The 16,148-nt window shown below is 71.5% G+C and carries 17 protein-coding genes; 16 read left to right on the forward strand and 1 reads right to left on the reverse strand.

Annotated features, from left to right (window positions below; all coding sequences use genetic code 11):
- The first annotated feature begins 115 nt into the window (after positions 1–115).
- From infA to glmM, 12 genes are all read left to right on the forward strand, one after another.
- Positions 116–337 carry a translation initiation factor IF-1 gene (infA, locus tag ABZ924_RS24680; RefSeq protein ID WP_003956442.1) on the forward strand — a complete coding sequence of 74 codons (222 nt, stop codon included), beginning with the start codon at positions 116–118 and terminating at the stop codon, positions 335–337.
- Between the two features lie 74 nt (positions 338–411).
- Positions 412–525 carry a 50S ribosomal protein L36 gene (gene rpmJ, locus ABZ924_RS24685; protein WP_003956441.1) on the forward strand — a complete coding sequence of 38 codons (114 nt, stop codon included), beginning with the start codon at positions 412–414 and terminating at the stop codon, positions 523–525.
- A gap of 197 nt (positions 526–722) precedes the next feature.
- Positions 723–1,103 carry a 30S ribosomal protein S13 gene (rpsM, locus tag ABZ924_RS24690; RefSeq protein ID WP_007265919.1) on the forward strand — a complete coding sequence of 127 codons (381 nt, stop codon included), beginning with the start codon at positions 723–725 and terminating at the stop codon, positions 1,101–1,103.
- Positions 1,104–1,157: 54 nt separating this feature from the next.
- Positions 1,158–1,562, forward strand: a complete 405-nt coding sequence (gene rpsK / locus ABZ924_RS24695; protein WP_003956432.1) for a 30S ribosomal protein S11 — start codon at positions 1,158–1,160, stop codon at positions 1,560–1,562.
- A gap of 145 nt (positions 1,563–1,707) precedes the next feature.
- Entirely contained in the window at positions 1,708–2,730 is a 1,023-nt protein-coding gene (locus ABZ924_RS24700) for a DNA-directed RNA polymerase subunit alpha (RefSeq protein ID WP_003956430.1), read from the forward strand.
- Positions 2,731–2,868: 138 nt separating this feature from the next.
- A complete protein-coding gene (gene rplQ, locus ABZ924_RS24705; protein WP_361913676.1) occupies positions 2,869–3,339 on the forward strand; it encodes a 50S ribosomal protein L17 in 471 nt (156 codons plus the stop codon).
- A 117-nt stretch (positions 3,340–3,456) separates the two neighbouring features.
- Positions 3,457–4,308: a tRNA pseudouridine(38-40) synthase TruA gene (truA, locus tag ABZ924_RS24710; RefSeq protein ID WP_361913679.1), complete on the forward strand. Its 852-nt coding sequence runs from the start codon at positions 3,457–3,459 to the stop codon at positions 4,306–4,308.
- Positions 4,309–4,341: 33 nt separating this feature from the next.
- A complete protein-coding gene (locus tag ABZ924_RS24715) occupies positions 4,342–5,970 on the forward strand; it encodes an ATP-binding cassette domain-containing protein (RefSeq protein WP_361913682.1) in 1,629 nt (542 codons plus the stop codon).
- A gap of 38 nt (positions 5,971–6,008) precedes the next feature.
- Positions 6,009–7,295, forward strand: a complete 1,287-nt coding sequence (locus ABZ924_RS24720; protein ID WP_361913684.1) for a glycosyltransferase family 87 protein — start codon at positions 6,009–6,011, stop codon at positions 7,293–7,295.
- Between the two features lie 234 nt (positions 7,296–7,529).
- Positions 7,530–7,973: a 50S ribosomal protein L13 gene (rplM, locus tag ABZ924_RS24725; RefSeq protein ID WP_361913687.1), complete on the forward strand. Its 444-nt coding sequence runs from the start codon at positions 7,530–7,532 to the stop codon at positions 7,971–7,973.
- A gap of 41 nt (positions 7,974–8,014) precedes the next feature.
- The gene (rpsI, locus tag ABZ924_RS24730) at positions 8,015–8,530 is read left to right on the forward strand and encodes a 30S ribosomal protein S9 (protein ID WP_361913690.1); all 516 of its coding nucleotides are present in this window, start codon (positions 8,015–8,017) and stop codon (positions 8,528–8,530) included.
- A 133-nt stretch (positions 8,531–8,663) separates the two neighbouring features.
- Positions 8,664–10,022 carry a phosphoglucosamine mutase gene (glmM, locus tag ABZ924_RS24735; RefSeq protein ID WP_361913693.1) on the forward strand — a complete coding sequence of 453 codons (1,359 nt, stop codon included), beginning with the start codon at positions 8,664–8,666 and terminating at the stop codon, positions 10,020–10,022.
- Between the two features lie 89 nt (positions 10,023–10,111).
- Here the strand turns inward: glmM and coaA are convergent, their stop codons facing one another.
- Positions 10,112–11,050: a type I pantothenate kinase gene (gene coaA / locus ABZ924_RS24740; RefSeq protein WP_361913696.1), complete on the reverse strand. Its 939-nt coding sequence runs from the start codon at positions 11,048–11,050 to the stop codon at positions 10,112–10,114.
- A 355-nt stretch (positions 11,051–11,405) separates the two neighbouring features.
- Here coaA and ABZ924_RS24745 point away from each other — a divergent pair, with 355 nt between their 5' ends.
- The 4 genes from ABZ924_RS24745 (at position 11,406) to ABZ924_RS24760 (ending at position 15,955) form a co-directional block, all read left to right on the forward strand.
- Complete coding sequence (locus ABZ924_RS24745; protein WP_361913699.1) at positions 11,406–12,185, forward strand: hypothetical protein; 780 nt, start codon at positions 11,406–11,408, stop codon at positions 12,183–12,185.
- A 115-nt stretch (positions 12,186–12,300) separates the two neighbouring features.
- Positions 12,301–14,148, forward strand: coding sequence for a glutamine--fructose-6-phosphate transaminase (isomerizing) (glmS, locus tag ABZ924_RS24750; RefSeq protein ID WP_361913702.1), 1,848 nt, complete (start codon positions 12,301–12,303; stop codon positions 14,146–14,148).
- 23 nt (positions 14,149–14,171) lie between these two features.
- Entirely contained in the window at positions 14,172–14,540 is a 369-nt protein-coding gene (locus tag ABZ924_RS24755) for a holo-ACP synthase (protein ID WP_361913705.1), read from the forward strand.
- A gap of 5 nt (positions 14,541–14,545) precedes the next feature.
- Positions 14,546–15,955, forward strand: coding sequence for an NAD(P)H-hydrate dehydratase (locus ABZ924_RS24760; protein WP_361913708.1), 1,410 nt, complete (start codon positions 14,546–14,548; stop codon positions 15,953–15,955).
- Positions 15,956–16,148 lie beyond the last annotated feature (193 nt).

The following is a 16,148-nucleotide window of genomic DNA, read 5'->3' on the forward strand; positions in this document are numbered from 1 at the left end:
GGGCAAACTTTCCGGATTCGTCTTTCTGGGTGCCCTGACGTAGACTGACTCGTCGGCTTACGTGCATTCCCATGCCCGTAGCGCCGATCAAGGTAGCCGATTCGAAAGGCGAAGCGTGGCCAAGAAGCAAGGTGCCATCGAGATCGAGGGCACCGTGATCGAGTCCCTCCCGAACGCAATGTTCAAGGTGGAACTGCAGAACGGTCACAAGGTCCTCGCGCACATCAGCGGCAAGATGCGCATGCACTACATCCGCATCCTCCCCGATGACCGGGTCGTGGTGGAGCTCTCTCCGTACGACCTGACGCGTGGCCGGATCGTCTACCGATACAAGTAGATCTTGCTCTCACTCCTGCCTGGGCTGATGTCCCGGTGCGGGTGGTGGCACTGACCCGGAGAACCTCAGACACCATGAAGGTCAAGCCGAGCGTCAAGAAGATCTGCGACAAGTGCAAGGTGATCCGCCGTCACGGCCGGGTCATGGTCATCTGCGACAACCTGCGCCACAAGCAGCGCCAGGGCTGACGCACGCCGACCGACCTGCACTTCGCAGTTCTTCGCGCGACGTAAGAAAACGTACATACGCAGAACCCGCCCAGCCCCACACGGGCCGGCGGTACCTCCGGCGGGGGCCGGGGACCCGGACGTACCACCACTCTTTCGGGTGGTCGGCGGTCGGGAGCGGTTCTGCGGAAGACCCCCGAACACACAGGAGCCATTGCATGGCACGCGTTTCCGGTGTTGACATCCCGCGCGAAAAGCGTGTGGAGATCGCACTCACCTACGTCTTCGGTATCGGGCGCACCCGGTCCAAGGAGATCCTCGCCTCCACCGGCGTGAACCCGAACACCCGCGTTCGTGACCTGGCCGAAGAGGACCTCGTCAAGATCCGCGAGTACGTGGACGCCAACCTCCGCACCGAGGGTGACCTCCGCCGCGAGATCCAGGGCGACATCCGCCGCAAGATCGAGATCCAGTGCTACCAGGGCATCCGCCACCGTCGCGGCCTCCCGGTGCACGGTCAGCGCACCAGCACCAACGCGCGTACCCGCAAGGGCCCGCGTCGCGCGATCGCCGGTAAGAAGAAGCCGGGCAAGAAGTAGTCCTGTTCAGCGGTCTTGCGCTGTAGGACCGACCACCTCCCGTAGGAGTAAGAGATGCCCCCCAAGGGTCGTCAGGGCGCTGCCAAGAAGGTGCGCCGCAAGGAAAAGAAGAACGTCGCTCACGGGCACGCCCACATCAAGAGCACGTTCAACAACACGATCGTCTCGATCACGGACCCGTCCGGCAACGTGATCTCCTGGGCCTCCGCCGGCCACGTCGGCTTCAAGGGCTCGCGCAAGTCCACCCCCTTCGCCGCGCAGATGGCCGCCGAGTCGGCCGCCCGCCGCGCGCAGGAGCACGGCATGCGCAAGGTTGACGTCTTCGTCAAGGGTCCGGGCTCCGGCCGCGAGACCGCGATCCGCTCCCTGCAGGCCACCGGCCTCGAGGTGGGCTCGATCCAGGACGTCACCCCCACCCCGCACAACGGCTGCCGTCCGCCGAAGCGCCGCCGCGTCTGACGCAGCGACGCCCGTGCGTCCTTGAGTGTCCGGGCGGTACGTCCCCTTCGGGGGCCGTGCCGCCCGTACCCTTGCAGTACCGCTGTATCCGTACAGCACATGTCGGACGTCAAATAGTGGGCGTCCACGACTGAAGGAAAAAGACATGCTTATCGCTCAGCGTCCTTCGCTGACCGAAGAGGTCGTCGACGAGTACCGCTCGCGGTTCGTGATCGAGCCGCTCGAGCCGGGCTTCGGCTACACCCTCGGCAACTCCCTGCGCCGTACCCTCCTGTCCTCGATCCCGGGTGCCGCTGTCACCAGCATCCGCATCGACGGCGTCCTGCACGAGTTCACCACCGTGCCGGGCGTCAAGGAGGACGTGACCGACCTCATCCTCAACATCAAGCAGCTGGTCGTCTCCTCGGAGCACGACGAGCCGGTCGTGATGTACCTGCGCAAGCAGGGCCCCGGCCTGGTCACCGCCGCCGACATCGCGCCCCCGGCCGGTGTCGAGGTGCACAACCCGGACCTGGTCCTCGCCACCCTCAACGGCAAGGGCAAGCTGGAGATGGAGCTGACCGTCGAGCGCGGTCGCGGCTACGTCTCCGCCGTCCAGAACAAGCAGGTGGGCCAGGAGATCGGCCGTATCCCGGTCGACTCCATCTACTCGCCGGTTCTGAAGGTCACCTACAAGGTCGAGGCGACCCGTGTCGAGCAGCGCACCGACTTCGACAAGCTGATCGTCGACGTCGAGACCAAGCAGGCCATGCGCCCGCGTGACGCCATGGCGTCCGCCGGCAAGACCCTGGTCGAGCTGTTCGGTCTGGCCCGCGAGCTCAACATCGACGCCGAGGGCATCGACATGGGCCCGTCCCCCACGGACGCCGCCCTGGCCGCCGACCTGGCGCTGCCGATCGAGGAGCTGGAGCTCACGGTCCGCTCCTACAACTGCCTCAAGCGCGAGGGCATCCACTCCGTGGGTGAGCTCGTCGCCCGCTCCGAGGCCGACCTGCTCGACATCCGCAACTTCGGTGCGAAGTCGATCGACGAGGTCAAGGCGAAGCTGGCCGGCATGGGCCTGGCCCTGAAGGACAGCCCGCCCGGGTTCGACCCGACCGCCGCCGCCGACGCGTTCGGCGCGGACGACGACGCCGACGCCGGCTTCGTCGAGACCGAGCAGTACTGATTTTCCCCGCCGCCGGCGGCCGGGGCCCACGGGCCCCGCTCGCCGGCCGGGTTCGATTGCACTTCCGCAGGGCGACCGCCCCGCGGGAACTGACACCGGTACCTGACACGGCCGGTGCAGATACGAAGGAGTAACACCATGCCGCGTCCCGCAAAGGGTGCCCGTCTGGGCGGCAGCGCTGCGCACGAGAAGCACCTGCTCGCGAACCTCGCGAAGGCGCTCTTCGAGCACGGCCGCATCACGACGACCGAGGCCAAGGCCCGCCGCCTGCGCCCCGTCGCCGAGCGTCTGATCACCAAGGCGAAGAAGGGCGACATCCACAACCGTCGCCTGGTCCTGCAGACGATCACGGACAAGAGCATCGTCCACACGCTCTTCACCGAGATCGCCCCGCGCTTCGAGAACCGCCCCGGTGGTTACACGCGCATCACCAAGATCGGCAACCGTCGCGGCGACAACGCCCCGATGGCGGTCATCGAGCTCGTCGAGGCCCTGACCGTGGCCCAGCAGGCCACCGGTGAGGCCGAGGCCGCCACCAAGCGTGCGGCCAAGGACGCCGAGGCTGCTGCCGAGGCCCCCGCCGAGGTCGAGGAGACCAAGGAGGCCTGATCCTCCGGGATCGCGCCTGCCTGATCGGCTCTGAACGGGCCCGCCCCTTCCCGGGGCGGGCCCGTTCTGCATGGGTGAGCACGTGGTGAAGAGATCGAGCCTGAAAGGATCGGTCACGTGAGTGACGAGGTGGAGCCCGGGCACGTCCGGGTGAGGCTGGACCTGTCGTACGACGGCACGGACTTCTCCGGCTGGGCGAAGCAGCGCACGCTGCGCACCGTCCAGGGCGAGCTGGAGTCGGCCCTGCAGACCGTGATGCGGCTGCCCTACCCGGTCGAGCTGACCGTGGCCGGGCGGACCGACGCCGGCGTGCACGCGCGCGGGCAGGTCGCCCAGTTCGACCTGGCCGAGGAGGTGTGGGCCGAGCACGGCGACAAGCTGCTGCGGCGGCTCGCCGGCCGCCTGCCGCGCGACGTGCGGGTGTGGAAGGTGGCCGAGGCCCCCGCGGGCTTCAACGCCCGCTTCTCGGCCGTCTGGCGCCGCTACGCCTACCGCGTCGGCGACCACCAGGGCGGCGTCGACCCGCTGCTGCGCAACCACGTGCTGTGGCACCCCTGGCCGCTGGACGTGGCCGCCATGAACGAGGCTGCCGTCGAGCTCCTCGGCGAGCACGACTTCGCCGCGTACTGCCGCAAGCGCGAGGGCGCCACCACCATCCGCACCCTCCAGCAGCTCAGCTGGGAGCGGGGCGAGGACGGGATCGTCACCGCGACGGTCCGCGCCGACGCGTTCTGCCACAACATGGTCCGCTCGCTGGTGGGCGCCCTGCTGCACGTCGGCGACGGGCACCGCCCCACCGACTGGCCGGGCAAGGTGCTGCGCGCCGCCGTACGCGACTCCTCGGTCCACGTGGTCAAGCCGCACGGGCTGACCCTGGAGGAGGTCGGCTACCCGGCGGACGAGCTGCTGGCCGCCCGCAGCAAGGAGGCCCGCAACATGCGCACCCTCCCGGGCGCCGGCTGCTGCTAATCCGTTTGGGCGGACCGGCGGCCGCCCGGGACAATGCCCGGCATGGGACATCTCGAAGCCAGCCACCTGGAGTACTACCTTCCCGACGGGCGGGTGCTCCTCCCCGACATCTCCTTCCGCGTGGGGGAGGGGGCGGTGGTGGCCCTCGTCGGGGCGAACGGCGCGGGCAAGACCACCCTGCTGAAGCTGATCTCCGGTGAGCTGCAGCCGCACGGCGGCGCCGTCACCCACAGCGGCGGGCTCGGCGTGATGTCCCAGTTCGTGGGTTCGGTGCGGGACGAGTCGACCGTACGGGACCTGCTGGTCTCGGTGTCCCAGCCGCGGATCCGGGAGGCCGCCCGGGCCGTCGACCACGCCGAGCACCTGATCATGACGGTGGACGACGAGGCCGCCCAGATGGCCTACGCCCAGGCGCTCAGCGACTGGGCCGACGTGCAGGGCTACGAGGCGGAGACGCTGTGGGACGTCTGCACCATGGCTGCGCTGGGCGTCCCGTACGACTCCGCCCAGTTCCGCGAGGTGCGCACGCTCTCCGGCGGTGAGCAGAAGCGGCTCGTCCTGGAGGCGCTGCTGCGCGGGCCGGACGAGGTGCTGCTGCTCGACGAGCCGGACAACTACCTCGACGTCCCGGGCAAGCGGTGGCTGGAGGAGCAGCTGCGGGCCACCCGCAAGACGGTCCTGTTCGTCTCCCACGACCGGGAGCTGCTGACCCGGGCCGCCCAGAAGATCATCAGCCTGGAGGCGAGCCCGATGGGCTCCGACGTCTGGGTGCACGGCGCGGGCTTCGGCACCTACCACGAGGCCCGCAAGGAGCGCTTCGCCCGCTTCGAGGAGCTCAAGCGGCGCTGGGACGAGGAGCACGCCCGGCTGAAGGCGCTGGTGCTGCGGCTGCGCAACCAGGCCGCGAGCAGCCCCGACATGGCCTCGCGCTACCGGGCGATGCAGACCCGCTTCCAGAAGTTCGAGGAGGCCGGACCGCCGCCGGAGCCGCCGCGGGAGCAGGAGATCACCATGCGGCTCAAGGGCGGCCGTACGGGCGTGCGCGCGCTGACCGTGGAGAACCTGGAGCTGACCGGCCTGATGAAGCCGTTCTCCCTGGAGGTCTTCTACGGGGAGCGGGTCGCGGTGCTCGGCTCGAACGGCTCCGGCAAGTCGCACTTCCTGCGGCTGCTGGCGGGCGAGGACGTCAAGCACACCGGTGACTGGAAGCTGGGCGCACGGGTGGTTCCCGGCCACTTCGCGCAGACGCACGCCCATCCGGAGCTGTTCGGCCGCACGCTCGTCGACATCCTGTGGACGGAGGCGGCCAAGCCCCTGGGCCAGGCGATGGGGGCCCTGCGCCGCTACGAGCTGGAGCGGCAGGCGGAGCAGCCGTTCGAGAGGCTCTCGGGCGGCCAGCAGGCGCGGTTCCAGATCCTGCTGCTGGAGCTGGCCGGGACCACGGCGCTGCTGCTGGACGAGCCGACCGACAACCTCGACCTGGAGTCCGCGGAGGCCCTGCAGGACGGTCTGGAGTCGTACGAGGGCACGGTGCTGTGCGTGACGCACGACCGCTGGTTCGCCCGCACGTTTGACCGTTACTTGGTCTTCGGTTCAGACGGTGTTGTGCGGGAGACTGCTGAGCCTGTCTGGGACGAACGTAGGGTCGAGCGGAAGCGCTAGGGGGAGCCTGCCCCCGAGCGGGTCCATCGGGAGGCGTTGTGCGGCTGCGGCCTGGCACCTGGCTCAGGGAACGGTGCGGCCCGGCGGCCCGGCGGCGGGCGGGAGCCCGGCTGCTGCGGCCGGCGCCCCGCTCCTGGGTGGTCCTCTGCCTCGCCGTGGTCCTGGGCGTCGCGGTCTCGACGAGCCTGCGGGAGAACTGGGGCTCGGACAACGCCTTCGTCGTCAAGGCCGCCGACACGCTGCTGGCCGGCGGCTCCCCGTACGAGGACAAGCGGTTCCTCTACCTGCCGAGCGCCGTGCTCCTGGCGGTGCCCGAGGCGCTGCTGCCGCGGGCGGTGCTGCGCTGGCTGCTCCCGGCCGGCATCTCGGCGCTCGTGGCGGCGGGCTGGTGGGCCTCGCTGCGGCTGTTCTCCGTGCCGGTGCGCTCCCGTTTCGCGGTCGGCGGGTTCGCGCTGCTGGCGCTCGCCTACAAGCCGTACGTGAACCTCGTGCTGATCGGGAACTGGACGGCCGTCTCGGCGGCCGCCCTGCCCCTGGCCCTGCTGCTCGCGCACCGGCGGTCCTGGACCGCGGCGGGCCTGGTGGTGGGGCTGGCCATCGCCTCCAAGCCGATGCTCGTGCCGGTCGGGCTGCTGTTCGTCCTGGCCCGGCGGTGGCGGGGGCTTGCGGCGGCCGTGGCGGTCCCGGCGGTCCTGTCGCTGGTGGGGGCGCTGCTGATGCCGAGCCCGACGCTGTTCTTCACCAAGACCCTGCCGTTCCTGCTGGGCGGGCAGGACGCGTACGCGCTGCCCTGGGACGCCTCGCCGATCGCGGTGCTTCCCCGGCTGGGGGTGCCGGAGCCGGTGGCGGTGGCGGTGGCCTTCGCGGGGGCCGGCGCCGGGCTGTGGGGGGCCTGGCGGCGCTGGCAGCGGCCGGACTCCGCCGAGGTCGACGGGGGAGAGCTGCGGCTGGCGGAGACGGCCTGCATGGTGATGCTCGCCGCATTCCTGGTCTCCCGCCCCTCCTTCGACCACTACCTGCTGGTGGTGCTGCCGCTGCTGCTGGCGTCGGGGGTGCGGCCGGGCTCGGCGCCCCGCTCGCCCTGGTTCTGGCTGGCCCTGACGCCGCAGGTGGCCCTGGTCCCGTGGCCCTCGGAGCTGGCCCACAAGCGGCGCGCGTTCAAGGACATGGCGACCCTGTGCGGGCTCGCGGTTCTGCTGGCGCGTCGTGCGCTGCGCCGCGGTCGGGTTATCCTGGAGCCCGTAACAACTGCGGGGTCCCCACCCAGGACCGAACCGGAGTGCGCCGCGACGCCAGCTCAATCGGCATCGCGGACCGCGTTTTGACCCGTAAGGGTCTGCTTGGGTATTCTGCTGGTTTGTTATGCGTATTGGCTTTCTCATTCTCACGTGAAAGGGCCTTACGCCGGTCCACCGGACCGATGACCAGCGGTTCACGCGGGTGCGTCCCCGATGTGAACGAGGGCTGTCGTGATCGTCCGTGGTGACCCTGTCAGGACCCTTCCCGTGGGGCTCGCGCCCTGTGGGATGACCCACCACTGAAGAAGCGAAGGCATACGCGTGCGTACGTACAGCCCCAAGCCCGGCGACATCTCGCGCCAGTGGCTCGTCATCGACGCCCAGGACGTCGTCCTCGGCCGTCTGGCGACCCAGGCCGCTGCCCTCCTGAAGGGCAAGCACAAGCCGACCTACGCCCCCCACATGGACATGGGCGATTTCGTCGTCATCATCAACGCCGACAAGGTCCACCTGTCCGGCAACAAGGCGACCCAGAAGATGGCGTACCGCCACTCCGGCTTCCCGGGCGGTCTGCGCTCCGTCCGTTACGACGACCTCCTGGCGAACAACCCGGAGAAGGCCGTCGAGAAGGCCGTCAAGGGCATGCTCCCCAAGAACTCCCTGGGCCGTCAGATGCTCTCGAAGCTGAAGGTCTACTCGGGCGACCAGCACCCGCACGCTGCCCAGCAGCCGGTGCCGTTCGAGATCACCCAGGTCGCGCAGTAGTTCCGGCCACCCCCTAAACACAGAGAATTCTGAGGAGCATCGTGGCCGAGACCACCGCCGAGACCCCCGTCGACGAGTTCGAGGGCGTCGAGGAGTACACCACCGAGTCGGACGTCGTCGTCGAGGGCGACTACACCTCCGAGTCCCTTGCCGGTCGCTTCGGCGACCCCCAGCCGGCCGCCGGCCTGGGCCGTCGCAAGAACGCCATCGCCCGCGTCCGGATCGTTCCGGGCACCGGCAAGTGGAAGATCAACGGTCGCACCCTCGAGGACTACTTCCCGAACAAGGTGCACCAGCAGGAAGTCAACGAGCCGTTCAAGCTGCTCGAGCTCGACGGCCGCTACGACGTCATCGCCCGCATCGCGGGTGGCGGCGTCTCCGGCCAGGCCGGCGCCCTGCGCCTGGGCGTGGCCCGTGCGCTGAACGAGGCGGACGTCGACAACAACCGCCCGGCGCTGAAGAAGGCCGGCTTCCTTTCCCGCGACGACCGTGCGGTCGAGCGCAAGAAGGCCGGTCTGAAGAAGGCCCGTAAGGCTCCGCAGTACAGCAAGCGCTAATCTGCGCCTGCTGTTCAGCAACGACCGCCCCGGCAGCACTCTGCGTGCTGCCGGGGCGGTTCGTTTACCGCCACGAGCGGCACATACCTGTCACGGCAGGTCTAGAGCGAAGCGCGATCTTGGGAGGTCAACAGTGGGACAACTCTTCGGGACGGACGGTGTACGCGGCGTCGCCAATGCGGATCTGACGGCTGAGCTCGCGCTCGGCCTCTCCGTGGCAGCTGCCCACGTGCTGGCCGAAGCGGGCACCTTCGCGGGTCACCGGCCCACCGCCGTCGTCGGCCGCGACCCCCGCGCCTCCGGCGAGTTCCTGGAGGCCGCCGTCGTCGCAGGCCTCGCGAGCGCGGGCGTGGACGTCCTGCGCGTCGGTGTGCTGCCCACCCCGGCGGTGGCGTATCTCACCGGTGCGCTGGGTGCCGACCTCGGCGTGATGCTCTCCGCGAGCCACAACGCGATGCCCGACAACGGGATCAAGTTCTTCGCCCGCGGCGGCCACAAGCTCGCCGACGAGCTCGAGGACCGCATCGAGGCCGTCTACGAGGAGCACCGCACCGGCGCCCCCTGGGACCGGCCCACCGGCGCCGGCGTCGGCCGGGTCTCCGACTACGACCAGGGCTTCGACAAGTACGTCGCCCACCTCATCGGCGTCCTGCCCAACCGCCTCGACGGGCTGAAGATCGTCCTGGACGAGGCGCACGGCGCCGCCGCCCGCGTCTCGCCCGAGGCCTTCGCCCGGGCCGGCGCCGAGGTCGTCACCATCGGTGCCGAGCCCGACGGCCTGAACATCAACGACGGCTGCGGCTCCACCCACCTGGACCTGCTCAAGCACGCCGTGGTCGAGCACGGGGCCGACTTCGGCATCGCCCACGACGGCGACGCCGACCGCTGCCTGGCCGTGGACGGCTCCGGCGCGGAGGTCGACGGCGACCAGATCCTCGCCGTACTGGCCCTGGCCATGCGCGAGGCCGGCTCCCTGCGCGGCAACACCGTCGTCGGCACCGTGATGTCCAACCTTGGCTTCAAGCTGGCCATGGAGGCCGAGGGCATCGAGGTCGTGCAGACCGGCGTCGGCGACCGGTACGTGCTGGAGGCCATGAAGGAGCACGGCTACGCGCTGGGCGGCGAGCAGTCCGGCCACGTGATCATCCTGGACCACGCGACGACCGGCGACGGCACGCTGACCGGCCTGATGCTGGCCGCGCGCGTGGCCGCCACGGGCCGCTCCCTCGCCGAGCTGGCGGGCGTCATGAAGCGGCTGCCGCAGGTCCTGATCAACGTCCCCGACGTGGACAAGTCCAAGGTGGCGACCTCCGGCGAGCTGGCCGCGGCCGTCGCCGACGCGGAGCGCGAGCTCGGCGCCACCGGCCGGGTGCTGCTGCGTCCGTCCGGTACCGAGCCGCTCGTACGGGTGATGGTCGAGGCCGCCGACATCGAGCAGGCCCGCGCGGTGGCCGGCCGCCTCGCCGACGCCGTGAAGTCGGCCCTCGGCTAGCGCGTACAGGCGCTCAGCAGCAGCGTGGCGCACTCGCCGGCCGGTCATCCGGTCGCGGCGGGTGCGCCACAGCGGTTTTCCGGGCCGGTTCAGAGCTTGCGCAGGCTGAGCTTCTGGACCTTGTGGTCGGGGCCCTTGCGCACGACGAGGGTGGCGCGGCCGCGGGTGGGCGCCACGTTCTCCAGCAGGTTCGGCTTGTTGATCGTGCGCCACATGGTCTGCGCGTACTCCAGCGCCTCCTCCTCGGAGACCTGGGTGTACTTGCGGAAGTAGGAGAAAGGATTCTGGAACGCGGTCTCGCGGAGCTTGCGGAACCGGTTGAGGTACCAGCGCTCGATGTCCTCGGGGCGCGCGTCCACGTACACGCTGAAGTCGAAGTAGTCGGCGAGGCCGACCCGGGTCCGCCCGTCCTTGCCCGGCAGGGCCGGCTGGAGCACGTTGAGGCCCTCGACGATCAGGATGTCCGGGCGGCGCACGACGAGCTGCTCGCCGGGGACGATGTCGTAGATCAGGTGGGAGTACACCGGGGCCGTGACCTCGTCCTTGCCGGCCTTGATGTCGGCGACGAAGCGGGTGAGCGCGCGGCGGTCGTAGGACTCGGGGAAGCCCTTGCGGGAGGTCAGCCCGCGCCGGCGCAGCTCCTCCATCGGGTACAGGAACCCGTCGGTGGTGACGCGCTCCACGCGGGGGTGCTCGGGCCAGCGGGCCAGCAGGGCCTGCAGGAGGCGGGCCACCGTGGACTTGCCGACGGCGACGGAGCCGGCCACGCCTATGACGAAGGGGGTGCCCTGCTGGTTGCCGTGGCCGTTGCCGCCGGCGTCGCCGAGGAAGGTGTTGAGGGTGCCGCGGAGGTTGCTGGTGGCGCCGACGTACAGGTTGAGCAGGCGGGAGAGCGGCAGGTAGACGTCGCGGACCTCGTCGAGGTCGATGACGTCGCCGAGGCCCCGCAGCTGCTCGACCTCCTCGGCGGTCAGGGGCAGCGGCGTCCGCTCGCGCAGGGCGCTCCACTCGGCGCGCGTGAGGTCCACGTACGGCGAGGGCTCAGCGCGGCGCTGGGGGCGCTCGGGCCGGTCGGGGCGCTCCGTTGCGCTGTCCGATGTGCTTCGTGGCGGCGAAGTGATCACACCGCCATTGTCGTGGCTCCGGGCCCCTCGTGGGTGGTGGGGTCGGTCACGTGGGGGACGGGCGGAGGCCGGATTACGGCGGGATTCGGTCTCACTGGGGTCACGATCCGGGCGAAGGGGCGTGCGCGGGCCGGTGGCGGCGGGTGCGCGCACGTAGATTGCGATCATCACGGCTGCGGCGGACCCCATGGGGAGTGGGCGCTGCCCGGGCCGTTGCGATCGATGTCACAGCACAGTCATCCACTGGGGGAGATCCACCGTGCGCAGCACCTTTGCCACCCGTACCGTCCTCGCCGCCTCCGCGGCGTCCCTGGCCCTGCTGGCCACCGCGTGCAGCTCCGGCTCGTCCGACAGCAAGGACGACACCAAGGCCGGCGCCCCCGCCGCGGCCTCGCCCTCGGCCGCCGCCGCGGCCGCGAAGGGCAAGACCGACGCCGAGCTCGCCGGGCTGATCGTGGCCCAGGCCGACCTGCCGGACCACATCGTCAAGGCCCCCACGCCGAGCGAGGTCACCGAGGCGGCCGCGAGCACCAGTGACAAGCCCGACTGCGTGCCGCTGGTCAAGGCGCAGTCCTTCGCCCCGGTCGGCAAGTCCACGGGCGCCGCCCGCACCAAGGCCGTCGCCAAGCCGAAGGCCGCGGACGCCGGCGCCGGCCCCGAGGACAAGGCGAAGGCCGCCCTGGCCGCCCTCGGTTCCACGGCCACGACCGTCACCATCGCCTCGTACGAGGGCAAGGGCGCGGAGGAGGCCTTCGCGGCCCTGAAGACGGCCGGCACGGCCTGCGCCGGCGGCTACGGCGTGACGGGCGGAGGCGAGACGGCCAAGATCTCCAAGGTCGGCGCCGGTGCCCCCGTGACCGCGGGCGACGCGGCCCTGGCATACACGGTGGAGGCCGAGGCGGACGGCACCACGATCTCGACCCAGCTCGTCGTCGTGCGCAAGGGCAACACCCTGGCCACCTTCTCCGCGATGAGCCTGGCCGGCACCGCCGAGCAGCCGAAGGCCGTCGTCGACGCCCAGGTCAAGAAGCTCGGCTGACCGCAGGTCGGTTCGACGCGTGCGTCAACCCCGCTCCGGTGCATTCCCCGGGGCGGGGTTTTCGTTTTCGTTCATGTACGGGACGGGGGCGGGCCCGCGGCGTACGCTGCGCGCTATGTGCGGAATTGTGGGTTACGTGGGAGCGCAGTCGGCGCTCGATGTGGTCATCGCCGGACTCAAGCGGCTGGAGTACCGCGGCTACGACTCGGCGGGCGTCGCCGTGCTCGCCGACGGCACGCTCTCGGCCGCCAAGAAGGCCGGGAAGCTGGTCAACCTGGAGAAGCAGCTCCTCGCCCAACCGCTGCCGGTCGGCTCCACCGGCCTCGGGCACACCCGCTGGGCCACCCACGGCGGCCCCACCGACCTCAACGCCCACCCGCACCTGGACAACGCGGGCCGGGTCGCCGTCGTCCACAACGGCATCATCGAGAACTTCGCCGCGCTGCGCGCCGAACTGGCCGAGCGCGGACACCGGCTGGAGTCCGAGACCGACACCGAGGTCGTCGCGCACCTGCTCGCCGAGCAGTTCGCCGCCCACGGGGACCTCGCGGAGGCCATGCGGCGGGTGTGCCGCCGGCTGGAGGGGGCGTTCACGCTGGTCGCGGTGCACGCCGACGTACCGGACGTGGTGGTCGGAGCCCGCCGCAACTCCCCGCTCGTCGTGGGCATCGGCGAGGGCGAGAACTTCCTCGCCTCGGACGTGGCCGCCTTCATCGCCCACACCCGGTCCGCGATCGAGCTGGGCCAGGACCAGGTCGTGGAGCTGCGCCGCGACGAGGTCTCGGTGACCAACTTCGACGGCACGCTCGCGACGGTGCGCGCGTACCGCGTGGACTGGGACGCCTCGGCGGCCGAGAAGGGCGGCTACGACTACTTCATGCTCAAGGAGATCGCCGAGCAGCCGAAGGCCGTCGCCGACACCCTCCTCGGCCGGATCGACGCGAGCGGCTCGCTGACCCTGGACGAGGTCCGCATCCCCGCCTCGGTGCTCAGGGAGGTCGACAAGGTCGTGATCGTGGCCTGCGGGACGGCGTACCACGCGGGCATGATCGCGAAACTGGCCATCGAGCACTGGACCCGCATCCCCTGCGAGACGGAGCTCGCGAGCGAGTTCCGCTACCGCGACCCGATCCTCGACCAGCGGACGCTGGTGGTGGCGATCTCGCAGTCCGGCGAGACCATGGACACCCTGATGGCGCTGCGGCACGCGCGCGAGCAGGGGGCCAAGGTGCTGGCCATCTGCAACACCAACGGCTCGACCATCCCGCGGGAATCGGACGCGGTGCTGTACACGCACGCCGGTCCCGAGGTGGCGGTCGCCTCCACCAAGGCGTTCCTGACGCAGCTGGTGGCCTGCTACCTGGTCGCGCTCTACCTCGGGCAGGTCCGCGGCACGAAGTGGGGCGACGAGATCCAGGCGGTGGTGCGCGAGCTGTCCGACATCGCCGCGGCCGTGGACACCGTGCTGGGGACGATGGAGCCCGTACGCGAACTGGCCCGGTCCCTCGCCGACAAGGACACCGTGCTCTTCCTCGGGCGGCACGTCGGCTACCCGGTGGCGCTGGAGGGCGCGCTCAAGCTCAAGGAGCTCGCGTACATGCACGCCGAGGGCTTCGCGGCGGGAGAGCTCAAGCACGGGCCGATCGCGCTGATCGAGAAGGACCTGCCCGTGGTGGTCGTCGTGCCCTCGCCGCGCGGGCGCTCGGTGCTCCACGACAAGATCGTGTCCAACATCCAGGAGATCCGGGCGCGCGGGGCGCGGACCATCGTGATCGCCGAGGAGGGCGACCAGGCGGTCGTCCCGTACGCCGACCACCTGGTGCGGATCCCGGCGACGCCGACGCTGCTCCAGCCGCTGGTCGCGACGGTGCCGCTGCAGGTGTTCGCGTGCGAACTGGCCACGGCGCGCGGGAACGAGGTGGACCAGCCGCGTAATCTCGCGAAGTCCGTGACCGTCGAATGAAGTGATGGATTGGGTTCTTCGTTGTGATTATCGGCGTGGGTATCGACGTTGCCGAGATCGACCGTTTCGGCGCCGCGCTGGAGCGCACGCCGAACATGGCTCAGCGGCTCTTCGTGGACGCGGAGTTGACGCTGCCGAGCGGCGAGCGGCGCGGGACCGCCTCGCTCGCCGCCCGGTTCGCGGCCAAGGAGGCACTCGCCAAGGCGCTCGGCGCGCCCGGCAACATGCTGTGGACCGACGCCGAGGTGTACGTGGAGCACACCGGGCAGCCGCGCGTGCGGGTGACCGGGACCGTGCGGGCGCGGGCCGACGAACTGGGCGTGAAGTCCTTCCACATCTCCCTCAGCCACGACGCGGGCGTCGCCTCCGCCGTGGTCATCGCGGAGGCGTAGCCGCCATGCGCACCGCGTACGAGGTGGAGGACGTACGGGCCGCCGAACGGGAGCTGATGGCCCGGCTGCCCGAGGGCGCCCTGATGCAGCGCGCCGCGGCCGGGCTGGCCGCCGCCTGCGCCGGACTGCTGAAGACGGCGCGCGGGGCGGTGTACGGGGCGCGGATCGTGCTCCTCGTCGGGCCCGGCGACAACGGCGGCGACGCCCTGTACGCCGGCGCCCGGCTGGCCCGGCGCGGCGCCGGGGTGACGGCGGTCCCGATGGACCCGCAGCGGGTGCACGCGGGCGGGCTCGCCGCGCTGCGGGCCGCCGGCGGGCGGCTGGCCGAGGCGGTGCCCGACCGGGCCGACCTCGTGCTGGACGGGCTCGTCGGCATCGGCGGCCGCGGCGGGCTGCGGCCGGCCGCGGCGGCGCTCGTCGAGCGGATCCCGGCGGGGGCGGTGGTGGTGGCCGTGGACCTGCCGAGCGGGGTCGACGCCGACACCGGGGAGGTCGCCGGGGCGGCGGTCCGGGCCGACGTGACGGTGACCTTCGGGGCGTACAAGCCGGGGCTGCTGATCGAGCCGGGCGCGTCGCTGGCGGGCGAGGTCCGGCTGGTGGACATCGGGCTCGACCCGGCCGCCGCCGCCCCGCAGGCCGCGGCGGAGGCCCTGGAGGCCGCGGACGTCGCAGCGCTGCTCCCCCGACCCACGGCGACGAGCGACAAGTACCGCCGGGGCGTGGTCGGCGTCATCGCCGGGTCGGTGCAGTACCCGGGCGCGGCGGTGCTCGCCGTGGCCGGGGCCCTGCGGGGCGGCGCGGGCGCGGTGCGGTACGTGGGGCCGGCGGCCGAGGCCGTCCTGGCCCGCTACCCCGAGACGCTGATCGGGCGCGGGCGCGTCCAGGCCTGGGTGGTCGGGCCGGGGCTCGGCGACGGCCGCGCGGCGGAGGTCGCCCAGGCCCTCGCCGATCCGGTCCCGGTGCTCGTGGACGCCGACGGGCTGCGCGCCCTGGACCCGGCGGCCCTGCGGGCCCGTACGGCCCCGACGCTGCTGACCCCGCATGCGGGGGAGGCGGCGGCGCTGCTCGGTTCGCCCCGCGAGACGGTGGAATCGGGGCGGCTGGCGGCGGTGCGGGAGCTGGCGGGCCGCTACGGCGCGACGACGCTCCTGAAGGGGGCCACCACCCTGGTCTGCGACGGGGCCGCCGCCCCCGTCCGGGTCAACCCGACGGGAAGCCACTGGCTGGCCACCGCGGGCAGCGGCGACGTCCTCTCCGGCCTGGCCGGCTCCCTGCTGGCCGCGGGGCTCGCCGCGCGCGATGCGGCCTCCGTCGCGGCCTACGTCCACGGCCTGGCCGGCCGCACCGCCGCCCGCGACGCCCCGCTCCTGGCCCAGGACCTGGCCGAAGCCCTCCCCGAGGCCTGGCGCCTCTGACCGTTGCGCGGAGCCGTTCCCCACCCCGCCCCTTCTCCCCCAGCTACCGCTGGGAGGTGCCCCCAGAAACCGGGGCTGACGCCCCGGCCCCCGTTCCGTGCGCTTCGCGCCCGGTGCGCTCAAACGCCGCGCGGGCTGGATTTTCCAGCCTCGCCGGCGTTTGAGGCGCGGGGTCCGGGGCGGAGCCCCGATC

Origin of the sequence: Streptomyces sp. NPDC046876, from assembly GCF_040645035.1 — a bacterium.
Classification (GTDB): Bacteria; Actinomycetota; Actinomycetes; order Streptomycetales; family Streptomycetaceae; genus Streptomyces.

Excerpts from the sequence above, each read along its gene's own strand:
- rpsK (WP_003956432.1), top strand. The coding sequence starts at position 1,158 with ATGCCCCCCAAGGGTCGTCAGGGCGCTGCCAAGAAGGTGCGCCGCAAG.
- rpsM (WP_007265919.1), top strand. The coding sequence starts at position 723 with ATGGCACGCGTTTCCGGTGTTGACATCCCGCGCGAAAAGCGTGTGGAG.
- ABZ924_RS24760 (WP_361913708.1), top strand. The coding sequence starts at position 14,546 with ATGCGCACCGCGTACGAGGTGGAGGACGTACGGGCCGCCGAACGGGAG.
- ABZ924_RS24700 (WP_003956430.1), top strand. The coding sequence starts at position 1,708 with ATGCTTATCGCTCAGCGTCCTTCGCTGACCGAAGAGGTCGTCGACGAG.
- rpmJ (WP_003956441.1), top strand. The coding sequence starts at position 412 with ATGAAGGTCAAGCCGAGCGTCAAGAAGATCTGCGACAAGTGCAAGGTG.
- rplQ (WP_361913676.1), top strand. The coding sequence starts at position 2,869 with ATGCCGCGTCCCGCAAAGGGTGCCCGTCTGGGCGGCAGCGCTGCGCAC.
- ABZ924_RS24715 (WP_361913682.1), top strand. The coding sequence starts at position 4,342 with ATGCCCGGCATGGGACATCTCGAAGCCAGCCACCTGGAGTACTACCTT.
- glmS (WP_361913702.1), top strand. The coding sequence starts at position 12,301 with ATGTGCGGAATTGTGGGTTACGTGGGAGCGCAGTCGGCGCTCGATGTG.